The sequence below is a fragment of the Corynebacterium afermentans subsp. afermentans genome (genome assembly GCF_030408355.1).
In the GTDB taxonomy this organism is placed as follows: domain Bacteria; phylum Actinomycetota; class Actinomycetes; order Mycobacteriales; family Mycobacteriaceae; genus Corynebacterium; species Corynebacterium afermentans.
This window is the reverse complement of record NZ_CP046606.1, coordinates 98,182-114,457: the sequence shown is the minus strand read 5'-3', so window position 1 is coordinate 114,457 and position 16,276 is coordinate 98,182. Positions and strand designations below refer to the sequence as shown.

The window sequence follows — 16,276 nt, the reverse complement described above, 5'->3', positions numbered from 1 at the left end:
ACTACTATGCCCCACATGAACCGTTGGCTTGTGGCTGCTCCGTTGTCGGCGGCGCTCGGGCTGCTGTTTGGGTTTTTGGGGGTCCCAGCAGCGTGGATCCTCGCCGGGATTCTGGGGGCCGGATCGGTGGCGCTGGTGACGCAGGACGACCTGCCCGTCAACGAGCACCTGTTCACCTTCGCCCGCGGCACCGTCGGTGTGTTTGCGGCGCTGCCGCTGGTGGGGATGAACCCGCTGCCCTACCTGCTGCCGGGCGTGGTTGCGGGCGCGGTGGTGATTGCCATGGGCTTTGCCGGTGGTTTGGTTTTGGCCAACCACGGCGTTTCACGGGAAACGGGCGTGCTTTCACTTTTGCCCGGCGGGGCGTCGCTGATGCCGGCGATCGCGCGCGACGTGGGCGCGGACATTCGTTACGTCAGCCTCAGCCAGTACCTGCGCCTGCTCATCGTGTCCGTGTCGCTGCCGCTGGTCGCCTCGCAGTTTTCTCCCGCCACCCAGACCGAACTCGAGCCCTACTGGTGGATGTGGCTGCTGGTCCCGGCGCTGATCGTCTGCGGGTTGTTCGCGGGCAAGCTGCTGCGGTTTCCCAACCCCTCAGTCTTCGGCCCGATGGTGCTAACGGTGCTGGTGGGCGCGCTTATAGACGTGACCATCGTGCCGCCCCAGCTGCTTTCCATCGTGGGCTTTTTGGCCATCGGCTGGATGTGCGGTGGCGGGCTGTCCGTGCCCGCACTGCGCCGGTTCTCCCGCCTGCTGCCCGCCACGCTGGCCTACATCGCCGGGCTGATGCTCGCATGCGCCGGCATGGGGTGGCTGATGTCCAAGTGGCTGGGCCTGAGTTTCTACGAGGGCTACCTGGCCACCAGCCCCGGCGCGCTGGAGACGGTGCTGGTGCTGGCCACCAGCCCGGCCGTGGTGGCGCTGCAGGTGATCCGGCTGATCATGGTGATCCTCATCGCCGGGTGGCTGCCCAAGATCCTTAGTGGTGGAGAACCTCGTTCGTGAGCATGTCCATGGGCATGGAGCCGAGCTTCAGCGCCTTGACGTGAAACTCGTGCTCAGTCATCCCCTGGGCCATTGCCTGGCGGCGCAGATCCACCCAGTCCTTGTAGCCCAGCGCGTACGACGGCGCCTGGCCTGGCCAGCCCATGTAGCGGTCCAGCTCGAAGGCCAGGTTCGCCTCCGGCATCGCGGTGTTGTCGCGCAGGAATGCCTTCGCGTATTGGGCGTCCCAGGTGCCGGTGCCCTCCGGGGTGCACTTGCCCAGGTGGACGCCGATGTCCACCATCACTCGGGCGAGGCGCAGGCGCCTGGAGTCAAGCAGGCCCATGCGGTAGCCGGGGTCCTCGAAGAAGCCGTGGTCCTCCATGAGGTGCTCGGCGTAGAGCGCCCAGCCCTCGCCGTGGGCGGAGTTCCAGCACACGGAGCGGCGCCACAGATTCAGTTCGTTGCGGTTGAGCAAGGCGTAGCCGTGCTGCAGGTGGTGGCCCGGCACGCCCTCGTGGAAGACGGTGGACATCTCCTGCCAGGTGTGGAACGTCTCCTGGCCTTCCGGCACAGACCACCACATGGTGCCGGGGCGGATCATGTCGTCGCTGGGCGGGGTGTAGAAGATGCCGCCGGAGCCGGCGCGGTCGATGCCGCACTCCACCGTGTGCAAGCCCTCGGGCACGTGGAAGGCGTCGGCGGCTTTGTCGTTGAGCTCGGACATCCACTCAATCAGCGCGTCCGTGCCGCGGAGGATATAGCGCTCGTCCTGGTTCAGGTTGCGGTAAGCGCCTGCCACGGAGACGTCGCCGTAGAGCTCGTGCGCGATGGCGCGCTGCTCCTCCACGGTCTTCGCCAGTTCTTCCTGCGCCCAGTCGTAGCTGGTGTCCAAGTCCACCTCGCGGCCGTGGAAAAACTCGGCAAACAGCTGGTACCGCTCGCGGCCCACGCCGTCGTTGTGGGATGCCTGCGGCGACAGCTCTGTGGACAGCCAGTCCGCCATCTCCAGGAATGCCTCCTTGGCGTGCCCCACCACATGCGAATCGGGCGACAAGCCCAGGTGGTCCAGCTGGGATTCGGTGTCGCCCAAAAGCTCGCACTGGTTGATCACTGCGTCGATCTGGCGGTGGGAAGCAACATCGCCTGTCGACGCCGCTTCGCTCAGAGACTCGCGGTAGCCCGCCAACGCACTCGGAATCCGCGACATGCGCGAGGCGATGTTGTCGAAGTCCTCCTCTGTCACCTTCGGCATCAGGGCGAAGGAGTCGCGGATGGTCTGCACCGGCGAGTCGATGTTGTTCAGCCGGCACAACAGCTCGCCGCGGTGGTGGAACTCCAGCTCCGCGCTCATTCGGTCGCGGAGGATCGCGGCGGTGAGGTTGTCCACGTCGTCGAAGTCGTCCTCGTCGTCGGAGGCGTCCGTGGAGTCGTTGAGCGCGTCCACGTCCGCGACAAGGTCGCGCATCCTGTCGGCCAGGCGCCCCCAGTAGTCCGGGGAAAAGTCCTGCAGCTCCCCGTCGTGGCCGTCGATGCCGATCTGGGTGGCAAGGGTGGGGCTGATCTCGGCGAGGTCGTAGACGAAGTCCTCACAAGTGGCGTCCAATAAGGACGGCTCGCGCCAGCTTTCGTTGGTCATGCCGAGCGATTGTATCGGAGCTGGCCAAATGGACAATTACGTCAGGGGCCAGGTAAATATATTCATATGCCCTTCTCACGCCCGCGAACGCCAGCAGCTAAGTGTCTGCACCTTATTCGGCTGCACGAGACGACGTCGAGAAGCGATCTTGTGAAAGCAACCGGCCTGTCGCAGCCAACCGTCACACGCGCGATCTCCGCGCTGGTGGACGCAGGTTACGTCACCGAGCGCAACGACCTGACCCAGTCCAAGGGGCGCGGCCGCCCCACCATCCCGCTGGAGCTGGCGGACACCCCCGGCGTGCACGCGGGCGTGTCGGTGGGCACCGAATCCACCTACGTGGCCCTGTTCGACCTGAAGGGCCGCACGCTGCTGTGCCGCGACATGGACATCACGGTGAAAAACGTCAGCGAGGACGACTTCATCCAGTCCATGATGGCGGAGCTGAACCAGATGACCACCAAGCTGGAGCGCCCCATCCGCACCGTGGGCGTGACCACCTCCGGCACGGTGCGCAAAGGCGGCAAGGTCTTCGCGCCGAACCTGGGCTGGGACGGCGTGGACATCGGCGACCAGCTGCGCGAGCAGTTCTCGGTGCCGGTGGAGGTTTCCTCCATCTCCAGCGCGATTGTCGGCTCGGAGATGCACTCCACCGCCTCGCTGAACATCCCGTCGGTGATGGCGCTGTTCGCTGACGACTCCATCGCCTGCGCCATCTCCCACCCGGACGGCGTGGAGCCGATCGAGGTGGGGCAAGGGGAGCTGACCACCCGGGGCCTGATCGACGCCATCGGCGAGGAGGATATCCGCACGCTCAAAGACGCGGTGACCGACTCGCGCGAGGACACCCGCTACGCGCTGGACCGCCGCGCGCGGGGCTTAGGTTCGCTGGTGGCGGGGCTGTGCAGTACCTACTCCCCCGCGACGGTGGTGGTGGCGGGCAGCGCGTTTATCGACGACCCGCTGGCTGCCGCCCCGTTCGCCCGCACCGTTCGCTCGGAGGCGAACTGCCGCCCGGAGCTGCGCCTGATCCCCACCCACCGCGAGGTCGTGCGCGACATCGCCCGCGCCGTGGCGCTGGACTACGTGCTGCGCGAGCCACTGAAGGTGGCGGGGGCGTAGATGAAGCGCGCCGCTTGGGCTTGCGTGCTGCTCCTGGCCGGTTGTGCCGCCCAGGAGGCCGAGCCGTTGCACACTGAGGTGACCACCCAACCCGCACCGGATCCCTTCGAGGGCCTGGACAAAGAGGTGGCCGCAATTGAGAAGGAAACGGGCACTGAGGTGGGCGTCGCGCTTTTCGACGGCTCCGAGATGACGCAAACAGGATCCCTCTACGCACTACCGTCCTGGTCCACCATCAAGATCCCCATCGCCCGCGCCGCGGTGGAGCACTGCGACTACGGCGAAGAGTACGTCGAGGAACTCACCGAAGCCTCGATCAAGTGGTCCGACAACGACTCCGCGCGCACCCTGTGGGACTGCATGGGCAGCGACAAGGAAGCCGGGGAGAAGGTCCGCGACGAGATTGCCAAGTCCGGCTCCAAGGTGCAGGTGGAAGGCGCCTTCGGCACCACCAGCTGGTCGTTTCCCGGGCAGGCGCGCTACGCGTTCTACCTCAGCCAGCAGGACGAGGACGACCCGGTGATCATGGAGATGCACCACATCGCCGAAGACCAGTCCTACGGGCTGGGCACGCTAGAGACCGTGCCGTTCAAGGGAGGCTGGTCCGACGACGAGACCGACGGGTCCTGGCACACCCGCCAGTTCGGCTGGTTCGACGGCTACGGGGTAGCCATCGGCGCGCGCAGCGAGGACGGCAGCTACGACGACACCATGGACGCCCTAGACAAGGTGGCGGAACTGTTGCAGCTGCGGCTCGACGAACTTGAAGAGGGCCTGCAGCACCGACAGCACCGTCAGCACAGCGGCGATGATGCTGATGATCTCCCTGGGCGACGAGGATGAGCCGGCACCGCCGAAGACGAGCTTCTTCGGGGTGGAGCTGGGCTTTTCGCTGCCGTTGGCCGGGCGGTGCAGGACGGTGTTCTGCTCGCCCTCGATGCCCTCGTTACCTGCGCCGATACTACAGGTGGAGGTCACGGAAGCCTCGCCTTCTGCGGTGACCACGCTGGCGAAGCCGTAGGAGCGCATCCTCGGGTCCAGCAGGTTGTGCAGGTGGCCGTTGCCGTTGTTGAAGTGGCCGTTCGCACGGATGAGGTCGTCTACCTCGCCGTAGCCCCAGCCCTGCATCGCTTTGTCCATGCTGGCGGTGGAGTGCAGGTTCTCCCCCGGCGCGCATAATCTGAGAGTAGCGTGTACCAGAGCATAAAGCCGACTGGGGCAAGCGTGAACAGCAGCTGCGGGGCGTGGAGCACGTTCACCGACGCAAATGGCACCATAAACAGCGCGAGCACGATCGCACCCCAGCGGTTGTAAACGTAGGCCAGCATCGGCAGGATCCACACCCAGTGGTGGTACCAGGAAAACGGGCTGACCAGGCAGGCCGTCATACCGATGAAGGAGACGGCGAGGGGGGCGGGGGCTCGTCGAGAAGCAAAAAGCCCAAGCGCTGTGACCAGCGCGCTAAGGACAAGCCAGAGCCACAGCTCGTCGTAGCCGGCGCGAGCGAGGACCTGGCGGATGGACTGCGCGCCCGGATTGTCGTCGGCGCCGATGCGGGTGGTGCGGAAAATGGCGTCGGTCCAGAAGGTCTTCGCGTCTGTGACCTCAGAAAATCCGGTGGCCACGGTGCACAGAAACGTGAACGCGGCAATGAACACCGCACCCCACCGGCGCTGCTGAATGAGCAGGAGGATGAAAAACGCCGGCGTGAGCTTCAACCCCGCGGCGAGCCCGACACCGATGCCGGGAAGCCTGTAACGGGGAAGGAAATCCAGGCACACCAAGCCCATGAGCAGCAGGTTGACCTGGCCGAAAAACAGGGTGCCCTGCACCGGGGAGAGACACAGCACGAACACCGCGGTAAGCAATAGGGCGTGTTTGCTTGTAGACGCCCGCGCCACGAGCAGAACCACCAGCACGGATAACGCTTTCCACGCGACACCGAGCGCTGTGCTTTCCGTCAGCCACGAAAACACCACGCCCGCGAACGGCGGGTAGGTAAACGGCAGGCCGGGAAGCAGGTCGGTTGCGTAGAGCGGCTGGTGTCCGGTGACCTTCTCGCCGCCGAGGAGATAGACCTTGAGGTCGCTGGGGAACTCGGTGGTGAACGCGTTGGGCAGGCCGGTATCGATGTAGCGCCAGCTTGCGAACGCCAGCAGGAGAAGAAGGCCGATCACAGGTCGAGACCGTCCAGGATGTCGTCGAGCGCGTCGGCGATGTTGACCCTCCACAGCGTGTCCACTTTCGCGTCGGCGCGGCCCGGCCCACCATTAATCACGGCGGTGGGTTTGCCCTGCTTTTTCGCGTCGAGGATGAACTTGTAGCCGCTCATCACCGCCAACGAGGTGCCGATTGCGATCACGCCTGTGGATTCCTTAAGCCAGGCATCTGCAGCCTGTCGACGCTCCCTCGGCACGCCCTCCCCGAAGTACACCACATGCGGCTTGAGCCTGTGGCTGCCGCAGGTCGGGCAGGCGATCATGCGGAAGCGCTCAACGTCGGATTGCCTGAGCTCCACATCGCCGTCCGGGTTAAGCATGGAGCCCTCCACCTCGACCGAGTCGAAGTAGGTGGGGTTGGCGGCGGTGAGCAGGGCGTCGATAAGCGAGCGCTCGTGCAGCGTTGTGCAGTCGAGGCAGACGACGTGCTCCATGTCCCCGTGCAGCGCGATGACGTTGTCGGAGCCCGCCTGAGTATGCAGCCCGTCGACGTTTTGGGTGATGATGCCGCGGATCAGCCCCGCCTTCTCCAGCTCAACGAGGGCAAAGTGCGCGCGGTTGGGGCGGGCCTGGCGCATGTAGCGCATACCCACGAACGCGCGGGCCCAGTAGCGGTGCACCTGGGTCGGCGAGTGCGCGAACTCCTGGAACGTCATCGGGCGGGACTTGGTCAGGCGCCCGTTCTTGCTGCGGTAATCGGGAATCCCCGAATCGGTGGAGATGCCAGCGCCGGTGATGACCAGGGTTTTTGGGTTTGCTAGTTGGTCGAGGATCTTGGCTTTGGCGTTCGGGGTGGGCGCGGTGGTTTCGGTGACGACCCGCTCGATGGAGCGCACGGCGGAGCGGTGCGCCATGGCGATAGCTGGGTCGTCGAAGTGGGGGTCCATCGTCTGGGGAGTCTATCCCCTGGGCCCGGAACAGACCGTGTTGTCTATTTGTGTGGTTTACATTTTCGGACTGAAGGAGTAGTTTATCCACGTCTTTATCACATAAATGAACAATTCTGTCTAGAAGGAGCCGCTCGTGCCTAAGTGGGCAACTAGCTTCGGCGCACAAGTTATCTACGGCCTGATCATCGGCCTCATCCTCGGCTTCATCGCCGTGGACATCCAGCCGCTGGCCGACACCCTGGACTGGGTCGGATCAACCTACGTCCAGCTACTGAAACTGCTGATCCCGCCGCTCGTGTTCACCGCGGTGGTCACTTCCATTGCCAACCTGCGCCAGGTCACCAACGCCGCGCGCCTGGCCGTGCAGACCCTGGTGTGGTTCGCCATTACCGCGTTCTTCTCCGTGGTCATCGGCATCCTCGTCGGCCTGGTGATCAAGCCCGGCGCGAACACCTCGGTGGATGCGGGCACGGCGGCGGAGCCGACGTCGACAGGCTCGTGGATGGGCTTTTTGAACTCCGTGGTGCCCTCCAACATCCTCGGCCTGGGTGTGTCCGGCGAGTCCGTGAAGTTCAACGTCCTGCAGATCCTGGTGGTCTCGCTGCTGCTCGGCATCGCCGCGGTGCGCGTGGGCAAGGCCGCCGAGCCGTTCATCGAGTTCTCCGGCTCCCTGCTCAAGGTGGTCCAGGAGGTGCTGTGGTGGATCATCCGCCTCGCCCCGATCGGCACCGCCGCCCTGATCGGCAACGCGGTGGCGTCCTACGGCTGGGACGCGCTCGGCTCGCTGGGCAAGTTCGTGCTGGCCATCTACATCGGCCTGGCGCTGGTGATCTTCGTGCTCTACCCCGTTGTTTTGGCCGCGCACCGCATCCCGGTGCTGGAGTTCTTCCGCCGCGTGTGGCCCGTGACCACGCTGGGCTTCGCCACGCGTTCTTCTATGGGCGTGATGCCGGTGACCCAGCGCACCACCGAGGAAGCTATGGGCGTGCCCAGCGAGTACGCCTCCTTTGCCATCCCGCTCGGCGCAACCACCAAGATGGACGGCTGCGCCTCCATCTACCCCGCCATCGCCGCCCTGTTCGTGGCGCAGTTCTACGGCATCGACCTGTCCATCTCGGACTACGTGCTCATCGTGATCGTGTCCGTGCTGGGGTCCGCGGCCACCGCCGGCACCACCGGCGCAACCGTCATGCTCACCCTGACCCTGTCCACCCTGGGCCTGCCGCTCGCCGGCGTGGGCCTGCTGCTGGCGGTGGACCCGATCGTGGACATGGGCCGCACCGCAGTCAACGTCACCGGCCAGTCCGTGGTGGCGACGGTGGTGGCGAAGCGCGAGAAGATCCTCGACGAATCCCGCTGGTAGGCCCTACCTAAACGGCACCTCGCCGATCGCGCGGCGCAGTTTGCGCGTGCGCAGCCGCTCCGGATGCCGCGCGAGCTTCTCCACGGCCCGGACGGCGCACATGACGTGCGCTTCCTTCGAGTTGGAGTAGAACGCCTGGGCGCCGGCGGGCAGCTTCGGCACGGCGTGCAGCGGCAGGTCGGACACCGCCAGCAGGGTGCCGTAGGGCACGCGGTAGCGGTACCCGTTCGCGGCGATGGTGCACGACTCCATGTCCACGGCCGCCGCGGTGGAGCCGCGCAGCCATTCCCACAGGTCGCGCGGGTCCTTCCACTCCCAGTTCCGATCGCCGGTGCTCAACACTGTGCCGGTGCGCATGAGCGACGCGTCCGATCCGTAGACCTTGGACACCGCCTTTTCCAGCGTGCGCTGGATCTCCGGCACGGCGGGAATGGGCAGTTCGCGGCGCAGGTAGTCGTCGAGCACGTGGTCGTGGCGCTCGTACGCGTTGCCCAAAATCAGATCACCGATGCGCATGCGGGCGTCCAGGCCGGCGCAGTGGCCGATCATGATCCACGCCTCAGGCCGCAGCACCGCAAGCGAGTCGGTGATGGTCTTCGCGTTCGACGGCCCGACACCGATGTTGATCATGGTGATGCCGTCGCCGTTTTCGGTGACCAGGTCGTAGCGCGGCATCTGGAATTTCGACTCCAGCTCCAGGTCCTCCAGCGCCACGGTGTCGGACACGGTCTCCCCGCTCGGCAGCACCAGGCGCGTGTAGCGCGAGTCAGGATGAGACAGCTCGCGCAGCCCGAACTTCACAAACTCGGTCACGTGCATGGCGTAGTTCGTGAACAGGATGAAGCGCTGCAGCGAGTCGGCTTCGATGCCGGTGTAGTGCTCTAACCTTGCCAGTGCGAGGTCGAAGCGCTGCGGCCCGAAGTGGAACAGCGGTTTCTCGGCGCCGTTGAAGGCGTCCCAGTGGCCGTCGACAATCGCGTCGTGCACCTCATCCAGGGTGGGGCGCGGCAGGTTTGCGGTTTCGTCGATAGGCGGCATGCCTTTGATGTAGGCGGGCGGGATCGCCACATCGGAGTACCCGACCTCCACCGAACATGGATAGTTGGAGGTCAGCGCCTCAAGCTGGGCCGTCAGGTACGGCTCCATGAGGTCCGGGCGCGAGATGACTGCGGAGTAGGTGCCGGCCTCGTCGACGTAGCCGAAGGGCTCAGACCGGTCGATCGGCCGCCACCGCTCCACCTCCACCGTGAGTTTGGGGTACCGCACCTCCCCGTAGCGGTCGAACTCCCCCGAGCGCGCGATTTCACACGACTTCTCGTAGAGGGCTTTTAGCTTTGCGACGACCTCCGGTACCTCACACATGCAGCCAGGCTACTCACGAATGAGCACACGGCGCACGGCTTCGGCGCGACGGCCGATCTCCTCTGAAGAGCAACCTTCGCGGACGCACTGCTCAATGAGGCGCTGCATGCCGGCGACGTAGACGCGGGACATGTCATCCACAAGCTGCGCATCCGCATCCCCCCACTCCCTCGAGCGCGGAAGCAGCTGCTCGCGCATCGTGTCCTGCATGACGCGCTGCACCTCGTCGTCCAACACGGTGTGCACCGGGGAATCGATCAGGCGCACAGCGGCTTTGTTCCTCCCGTCGACGACACTGACCAGTTCGACGACTGACGCCTCGAAGTTATGGTCGATCGCGAAACGCTCCGCGAAGCGCTCGTAGGCGGCCAGCACCCAGTCTGCTGCGGTGGCGAGGATGAGCGCGTCGCGGTCGGCGAAGTGCTGGTAGAACACCTGGCGGCTCACGCCGGCTTCTTTCACAATCTGCGAAACATTGAGGTCGGCCACATCATGGTCGTTGAGGAGGCGAAGCACCGCGTCGACAAGTGCCTTGCGGGTACGAAGGGCGCGCGGGTCCGTGCTGTCAGACCGGCGACCAGGCAGGTCGTATTTCATCCTGGGCTCTCCAGATACTTTGGACGTTAGGCTTTTGTGCTATGAGCCTAACTGATGACACCTTAAAACTCTTGCAAAACCTCATTCGGAATGGATGCGTCAACTATTTCTCAGCAGATTCTGGACAAGAGGAAAGAAACGCCGACACGTTGGAAGCCTTCTTCGCAGGTACCGACGTAAGTGTGGAACGCTACGAGCCACACCCTGGACGCGTGTCCATCAGCTTCACTGTGGAGGGCACAGACCCCGACGCCGAGCCGCTGACGCTCCTCGGCCACACCGACGTCGTGCCCGTGGACGAGGACAAGTGGACCACCAACCCGTTCAGCGGCGAGATCATCGACGGGCGCGTTTTTGGTAGGGGTGCCACCGACATGCTCTACATCACCGCGGCGATGGCGGCGTGTGTGCGCGACGTGGCCCGCGGGGAGAGGCCGCGCGGCACCCTGACCTTCGTGGGCTGCGCCGACGAGGAGGCCCGCGGCGGGCTCGGCGCGAAGTGGCTTGCCCAGAACGGGAAGTTTTCCTGGAAGAACTGCCTGTCCGAGGAGGGCGGCTCACACATTCCCGCTGCCGACGGCTCCGACGCGCTGGCGGTCGTCGTCGGCGAGAAGGGCGCCGGCCAGCGTCGCCTGACCGTCCACGGCGACGCCGGCCACGGCTCCGCGCCCTATGGCCGAGACCTAGCGGTGGCGAAGATCGCCGAGGTGGCCCGGCGCGTCTCTGCTCTTGCACCCGAGGTGCGCGCCGACGAGATCTGGGAGGGCTACGTCCGCGCCTGGAAGTTCGACCCCGCGACCGAGGCGGCGCTGATGCGTGGAGAAGGCTACGAGGCATTCGGCCAGCTGGAGAGCTACTCCCACGCCATGAGCCACCTGACCATCTCCCCGACCGTGCTGCGCGCCGGCAACGGCATCAACGTCCTGCCGTCCGAGGCGTGGCTGGAACTGGACATCCGCCCCCTGCCCGGCCAGACGCAGGAGGAGATCGACTCGTTGCTGCGTTCTGCCTTGGGCGAGCTCGCCGACGAAGTGGAGATCACCCACCTCATCACAGAAGACGGGACCGTCTCCCCCACCTCCGGCCCGCTCTTTGAGGCCATCTGCCAGACCTTCGACGAATTCTTCCCCGGCGTGCCAGTCGTGCCCACGATCGCGGCCGGCGGGTCGGACCTGCGCTTTGCCCGTCGGAAGGGCGGCGTCGGATACGGGTTCGCCCTGCACGCCCGCGAGGAGACGCTGGGTTCCGTGCTGGGCCAGCTGCACAGCCACGACGAATCCGTCTCCGTGGAGGACGTGGACCTGACCGTGCGGGCGTACCGCTCCCTAATCCGCCGCTTCGTCGGGGCCTAGGCTTCCTTGCACAGACCCTGGGATCCAAAGCCTGTCATCGGGCGATTTTTGCGCGAACCCAGGGTTTAGCGGACAGGGTCTGTCTCCAGGGGCTGTCACTCCTACCACATTGGCCCCATCCGTGACATACTGGCCTGCATGAAGATCCGCACCCTTGCAATGACCGCCACCCTCGCCGGCACCGTCGCACTCGCGCCGACCGCCGGCGCCGACGCCATCGACGACGCCCTGGCCAAGATGCCGTCCGGCCCGATCTCCTGCGACCAGGCCTCCCGCTACTGGACCAACGACGCCGACTACCAGCAGAAAGTCCGCCAGGCCCGGGCGGTCGCCGCGTTCGACCGTCGCGGCCCGCAGATCCTCGACGCACTCTCGCGTGTCGACGAAGCCGCGAACCGCTGCGGCCTCAAGGGCGGTGCAAAGCCGGCTCAGCCGAAGCAGAGCAACCAGAGCAACCAGCAGAACACCCAGCCGAAGCAGCCCCAGCAGCAGCCTCAGCAAGCCCAACCGAAGCAGCAGCAGACCCAGAACCCCCAGAACCTGAACGTCAGCCCGCAGCTGATCAACCTCGCGCCGGCGGGCGTGCCCACCGTTGAGGTTCCGGTGGCGAATGTGGTCACGCTGCAGCTGCCGGACATCATCAAGATCATTCAGCAGGCGCTGGCGCAGATCCTGGCTTACTTCAACATCCAGGTGTAAAGCTCGTCGCCGCCTGAGTGCACCCGCACGCCGGGGGTGGGCGTGAGCCACAGGTCCGTCTGCAGGGAGTGCTCGCCGTCGAAGGCCCGGAACGAGATAGTCTCGTTGGTCTTGTCCAGCACCTCCACCGACGCGCGGGTGAGCCACGCGTTGCGGCGGCGCACCCCGATCAGCCGCTGGTACTCGGTGAACAACCAGCCGCCGAGCGGGGACAAATCTGCGGGTGAAGCGGGCAGAACGGGGCGCACTGCGTCGTCGGCGGACCAGCTTTCACCGCGCACGCCGGTAAAGCCCTGCTCGTCGCCGTAGTAAATGGACGGCATGCCGGGCACCGTCATCAGCACCGCCGCGGCCAGCACGGCCTTGTCCTCCCCCACCTTGGAGGCGATGCGGTCCACGTCGTGGTTGCCCACAAACGTGTTGGGCAAAATATCAGTTGGATGGCGCTCGAGTGCGTGGGCGAGCTCCCAGAAGTTCGTGTCCACAATCGAGGACCAGGTCGCCTTCCACAGCTCGTACTGGGTCACGGCGTCCAGGAAGCCAGCCTTGCCTATCGACGAGTAGTCCCCGTGGATGACCTCCCCCAAAAACATCGCGTCGGGAAACTCTTTACGCACCCGGGCAAGCACGTCGGCCCAGAAGTCGGCGGGCACGGCGTACGCGACGTCGAGGCGCCAGCCTGCGATGCCGCGGCGCAGCCAGTGCAGCATGATCTCCGCCACGGCGTCGCGCACAGCATCTTCACCATGGTGCAGGGTGGCCAGCTCGCCGTGGCCCTCCCAGTCCGTGTCGCCGGCCAGGCCCTGCTCAACCCACGGGTGCGTGCGGGCGACGTGGTTGAACACTCCGTCCAACATGATGTGGATGCCGCGGGCACGGCATTCGTCGATAAGCCAGGCGAAGTCCTCCTCATCGCCGAGGCGGGGGTCGATGCGGAAGTGGTCGAGGGTGTCGTAGCCGTGGGTGGCGGAGGCGAAGATGGGGCCGAGCAAAAGGCCGTTGCAGCCGAGTTCCACCAGGTAGTCCAGCCACGGCTCGAGGGCGCGGAGGCGGGGGGCGGTGTCGTGCTCCTCGCGGATCGGTGCGCCGAGGGCGGCCAGCGGGTAGACGTGCCACCAGATTGTGCGGTCCAGCATGGGCTCGAGCCTACGCACCGAGCAACGCCAAGGGCACGACCGCGACACCATCCGGGCGGCGGTAGGCGCGGGTGCCGGTGGTGAGAATGACGGTGTCGACCACATCGTCGGGCAACTTCTCCCGCAGCCACAGCAGGTGCTTCACGTCGTCGTCACTGATGTTCGCGGCGAGTTTGACCTCAAACGCCACGATGGCGCCGTCTTGATCCTGCGCGATCAGGTCCACTTCACGGTCGCCCTTCACGGTGCGGAAATGGCCGACGTTGCCGAAGGTCGCCTGCGCCGCCACTCGCACCGACAACGTGGCCAGGGACTCGAAGAGCGGGCCAAGCAGGTAGTTGAACCGGCCGGTCAGCTTCGCGGCGGGAATGTCCAAAAGCCGGAGCACAAACGCGGGATCCGCGAGCTGGTGCTTCGGCGCCTTTGCCAGGCCCGCGAACGGGGACCGCCGCATGTCCCACGCCGGCACCGGGTCCAGCATCCACACCTCGGCGAGTTTCTCGCGATACACCATGGTTGTGGTTTTGGCGGGCTTGTTGGACTCCCCGGGCGTCGCGGCGTCGAGGATCTCCTGGTAGCTCGTGGTGGTCGAGCTCGCCGCCGCGTACGCCGCCAGCCAGTTCATCAGCGCCGCCGGGTTGCGCGCGGTGTAGCCCTGCTCCGGCAGGTCACGGTCCACCACGCGTGCAAGGTACGAGTCGAGCTGCTGGTTGCGCAGCGCCGGGGGCGCCTCATAGAACCCGGGGAAGCCGCCGGATGCGATGGCGTCGATGTAGTGCTTGAGCGTTTTGTCGGTCTCACCTGCGATTGCCGCCCCGCCCTGGAACAGCTCGCCCATGCTTATCGACGGCTCCGCCCCCGCCCGTTCAAACAGCGCCAACGGCCGCATTCGTAAGGACAGGATTCGACCGGCCCCGCTGTGTGTGTCCGTGCCCGCCGCCGGTGTGGCTGACCCGGTGAGGAGGAAACGGCCGGGCGCGGCGCCCTCGTCGACAGCGCGGCGCACATAGTCCCAGGACTCGGGGTGGCGTTGCCACTCATCGATGAGGATTGTGCCGGATTTTTCTGCGCTGAAGGTGGGGTCGGCGGCGAGCACTCCAGCGCCCTCCTGCGTGTCCAGCCGCATAACGGTGGAGGCGCGGCGACGTGCGGTTTCGGTTTTTCCTACTGCTTTAGGCCCTTCCAGCGAAATTGCCGCAGCGTGCGAAATGAGCTGGTCAAGCTGGGCGTCGACGGCTCGCGGAAGGTAACTCATAGCGCCCTACACTACTAATTTTCCGTCTCCTACGCTACGAATTTTCCTCCCGGTTGATCAAAGGCTGCAGGCCCTTGGCAATGCGGTCCTTCCAGGTCTTGGCAATTTCGTCGTACCCGCGGTCGTGCGGGCGGATACCGCGGTGGGTGAAATTGACCTTGGTTTTGCCCTCATCTTCCTCGATGTCGAAGATGAGCGAGGTGTCGTCCCACTCGCCTTCGGTGGGTTCGACGTTCCAGACCACGCGTTTGCCGTCGTCGGCTTCTTGCACGGAGAAGTCGCCCTCCTCGGCGTGGAACTCGCCGCCTTTCACGCCGGCCTCGCCCTCGACCTTCTGGTCCCACCAGCTGTTGGGTTTGGTGATCGCGCGGTAGACCTCCTCGCGGGTGGCGGGCACGGAAAAGGAGGCGGTGAAATCGCGGATGGCTTGGGCGGTGGTGCCGTCGGCGAAGGTCCAGTCGGACAGGGTGTGGTCTGGGTCGTAGATGGCCACCTCGAAACCGTTGTCCTTGTATTTCATCAGCCCGTCTTTGATTAGGTCGCGGCCGGCTTTGTTGAAGCCGGTGACGCCGGAGACGTCGAAGATCAGCTTCTCGCCGTGGAGTCGGCGCTGCGCCAGGCCGCGCAAGATCTTCTCGGCGGCGGTGAAGTTGATCATGCCTTGCAGTTCCACGATGTCGGCGCCCTCGCGGCGCTCCACGGACTTGATGCCCGGCGCGAGGTAGAAGTTGGAGGACAGCAGGTTCAGCCCCATGGAGTTGGATAGTTCGCGGAAGATTTTCACGCCGCGCACGGAGTTGCCTTGTTTGTTCAGCCGCGGGCTGAGCGACGCGATCCCGAGCTGCCCGGGCAGCGTACCGATCAAACCGCCGGCCACACCGGATTTGGCGGGGATGCCCACGTTGACCATCCACTGGCCGGAGGCGTCGTACATGCCGGAGGAGACCATCACGGCCTGCGCGATGCGGGCGGCCTCCGCGGAGAGCACCTTCTCGCCGGTGACGGGTTGGGTGCCGCCGTTGGCCAGCGTGGCGGCCATGGTGGCGAGGTCGCCGACGGTGACCAGCACTGCGCACTGGGCGATGTAGCTGGCCACGGCGTCGTGGGCGTCGTCGGTGATCATGCCACCGTCGCGAAGCATGTGGGCGAACGCCTTGTTGCGCTCGGCTGTTTCCAGCTCGGAGTCGAGCACGCGCTGGTCAATGGTCAGCTCGCGGCCGGCCAGACGGGAGAAGTAGGCGCGCAGTTTCTCGCTGCGCTGCTCCACCGAGATGTCGGGGCCGCCGATGAGTTGGTTGACGGTGATGGCGCCGGCGTTGATGAGGGGGTTGGCGGGGCGGCCGTCGTCGTCAAGCGAAAGTGCGTTGAACGCCTCGCCAGAAGGCTCCACGCCCACATGCTTGTCCACCTCGTCGGCGCCGTACTTGTCCAGTGCGAGCGCGTAGACGAAGGGTTTGGAGATGGACTGGATGGAAAATTCGTAGTCCGCATCGCCGATGGCGTAGAGGTGTCCGTCCGTGGTGCACATGGCCAGGGCGAGTTTGTCCGGATCGGCGTTTTTGAGTACGTCGATGTAGTCGGCGAGTTCGCCGCTGTCTTGGTCGCGGACGTTGTCCACAATGGCCTGGAGGTGGTCGTTGACTGACGAGAGCATAGGG

14 protein-coding genes and 1 pseudogene are annotated in these 16,276 nt (G+C 65.5%); 6 read left to right on the top strand and 9 right to left on the bottom strand.

Annotated elements, in window-relative coordinates; translation table 11 throughout:
• The first annotated feature begins 15 nt into the window (after window positions 1-15).
• A complete protein-coding gene (locus CAFEA_RS00430; protein WP_082855737.1) occupies window positions 16-1,005 on the top strand; it encodes an AbrB family transcriptional regulator in 990 nt (329 codons plus the stop codon).
• Here the strand turns inward: CAFEA_RS00430 and CAFEA_RS00425 are convergent.
• The gene (locus tag CAFEA_RS00425) at window positions 980-2,623 is read right to left on the bottom strand and encodes a DUF885 domain-containing protein (RefSeq protein WP_063938687.1); all 1,644 of its coding nucleotides are present in this window, start codon (window positions 2,621-2,623) and stop codon (window positions 980-982) included. The two genes, CAFEA_RS00430 and CAFEA_RS00425, sit on opposite strands and share 26 nt — an antisense overlap.
• Before the next feature lie 66 nt (window positions 2,624-2,689).
• Here CAFEA_RS00425 and CAFEA_RS00420 point away from each other — a divergent pair, with 66 nt between their 5' ends.
• Both CAFEA_RS00420 and CAFEA_RS00415 read left to right on the top strand, forming a co-directional pair.
• The gene (locus tag CAFEA_RS00420; RefSeq protein WP_063938686.1) at window positions 2,690-3,745 is read left to right on the top strand and encodes an ROK family transcriptional regulator; all 1,056 of its coding nucleotides are present in this window, start codon (window positions 2,690-2,692) and stop codon (window positions 3,743-3,745) included.
• Entirely contained in the window at window positions 3,746-4,588 is an 843-nt protein-coding gene (locus CAFEA_RS00415) for a serine hydrolase (protein ID WP_063938685.1), read from the top strand.
• 257 nt (window positions 4,589-4,845) lie between these two features.
• Here CAFEA_RS00415 and CAFEA_RS00410 read toward each other — a convergent pair whose 3' ends face one another.
• The gene (locus CAFEA_RS00410; RefSeq protein ID WP_063938683.1) at window positions 4,846-5,922 is read right to left on the bottom strand and encodes a glycosyltransferase 87 family protein; all 1,077 of its coding nucleotides are present in this window, start codon (window positions 5,920-5,922) and stop codon (window positions 4,846-4,848) included.
• Entirely contained in the window at window positions 5,919-6,851 is a 933-nt protein-coding gene (locus CAFEA_RS00405; RefSeq protein ID WP_063938682.1) for a Sir2 family NAD-dependent protein deacetylase, read from the bottom strand. The genes CAFEA_RS00410 and CAFEA_RS00405 overlap by 4 nt, the downstream gene beginning before the upstream one ends.
• A 136-nt stretch (window positions 6,852-6,987) precedes the next feature.
• On the opposite strand from CAFEA_RS00405, the gene CAFEA_RS00400 reads away from it, so the two are divergent.
• Window positions 6,988-8,217, top strand: a complete 1,230-nt coding sequence (locus tag CAFEA_RS00400; RefSeq protein WP_063938681.1) for a dicarboxylate/amino acid:cation symporter — start codon at window positions 6,988-6,990, stop codon at window positions 8,215-8,217.
• Between the two features lie 3 nt (window positions 8,218-8,220).
• On the opposite strand, the gene amn is transcribed toward CAFEA_RS00400, so the two are convergent.
• Both amn and CAFEA_RS00390 read right to left on the bottom strand, forming a co-directional pair.
• Window positions 8,221-9,579, bottom strand: a complete 1,359-nt coding sequence (amn, locus tag CAFEA_RS00395; protein ID WP_063938680.1) for an AMP nucleosidase — start codon at window positions 9,577-9,579, stop codon at window positions 8,221-8,223.
• A gap of 9 nt (window positions 9,580-9,588) precedes the next feature.
• Complete coding sequence (locus tag CAFEA_RS00390) at window positions 9,589-10,176, bottom strand: TetR/AcrR family transcriptional regulator (protein ID WP_063938679.1); 588 nt, start codon at window positions 10,174-10,176, stop codon at window positions 9,589-9,591.
• A gap of 41 nt (window positions 10,177-10,217) precedes the next feature.
• Here CAFEA_RS00390 and CAFEA_RS00385 point away from each other — a divergent pair, with 41 nt between their 5' ends.
• Window positions 10,218-11,528, top strand: coding sequence for a M20/M25/M40 family metallo-hydrolase (locus CAFEA_RS00385; RefSeq protein ID WP_063938678.1), 1,311 nt, complete (start codon window positions 10,218-10,220; stop codon window positions 11,526-11,528).
• Between the two features lie 138 nt (window positions 11,529-11,666).
• Window positions 11,667-12,227: a hypothetical protein gene (locus CAFEA_RS00380; RefSeq protein ID WP_063938677.1), complete on the top strand. Its 561-nt coding sequence runs from the start codon at window positions 11,667-11,669 to the stop codon at window positions 12,225-12,227.
• Here the strand turns inward: CAFEA_RS00380 and CAFEA_RS00375 are convergent.
• The 4 genes and pseudogenes from CAFEA_RS00375 to CAFEA_RS00365 form a co-directional block, all read right to left on the bottom strand.
• Window positions 12,206-13,363: an alpha-amylase family protein gene (locus CAFEA_RS00375; RefSeq protein WP_063938676.1), complete on the bottom strand. Its 1,158-nt coding sequence runs from the start codon at window positions 13,361-13,363 to the stop codon at window positions 12,206-12,208. The two genes, CAFEA_RS00380 and CAFEA_RS00375, sit on opposite strands and share 22 nt — an antisense overlap.
• A gap of 10 nt (window positions 13,364-13,373) precedes the next feature.
• Complete coding sequence (locus CAFEA_RS00370) at window positions 13,374-14,618, bottom strand: ATP-binding protein (protein ID WP_063938675.1); 1,245 nt, start codon at window positions 14,616-14,618, stop codon at window positions 13,374-13,376.
• 34 nt (window positions 14,619-14,652) lie between these two features.
• Complete coding sequence (locus CAFEA_RS11265) at window positions 14,653-15,015, bottom strand: SRPBCC family protein (protein ID WP_338081024.1); 363 nt, start codon at window positions 15,013-15,015, stop codon at window positions 14,653-14,655.
• A gap of 18 nt (window positions 15,016-15,033) precedes the next feature.
• Window positions 15,034-16,272: pseudogene (locus tag CAFEA_RS00365) on the bottom strand (glutaminase); the annotation flags it as partial.
• Window positions 16,273-16,276 lie beyond the last annotated feature (4 nt).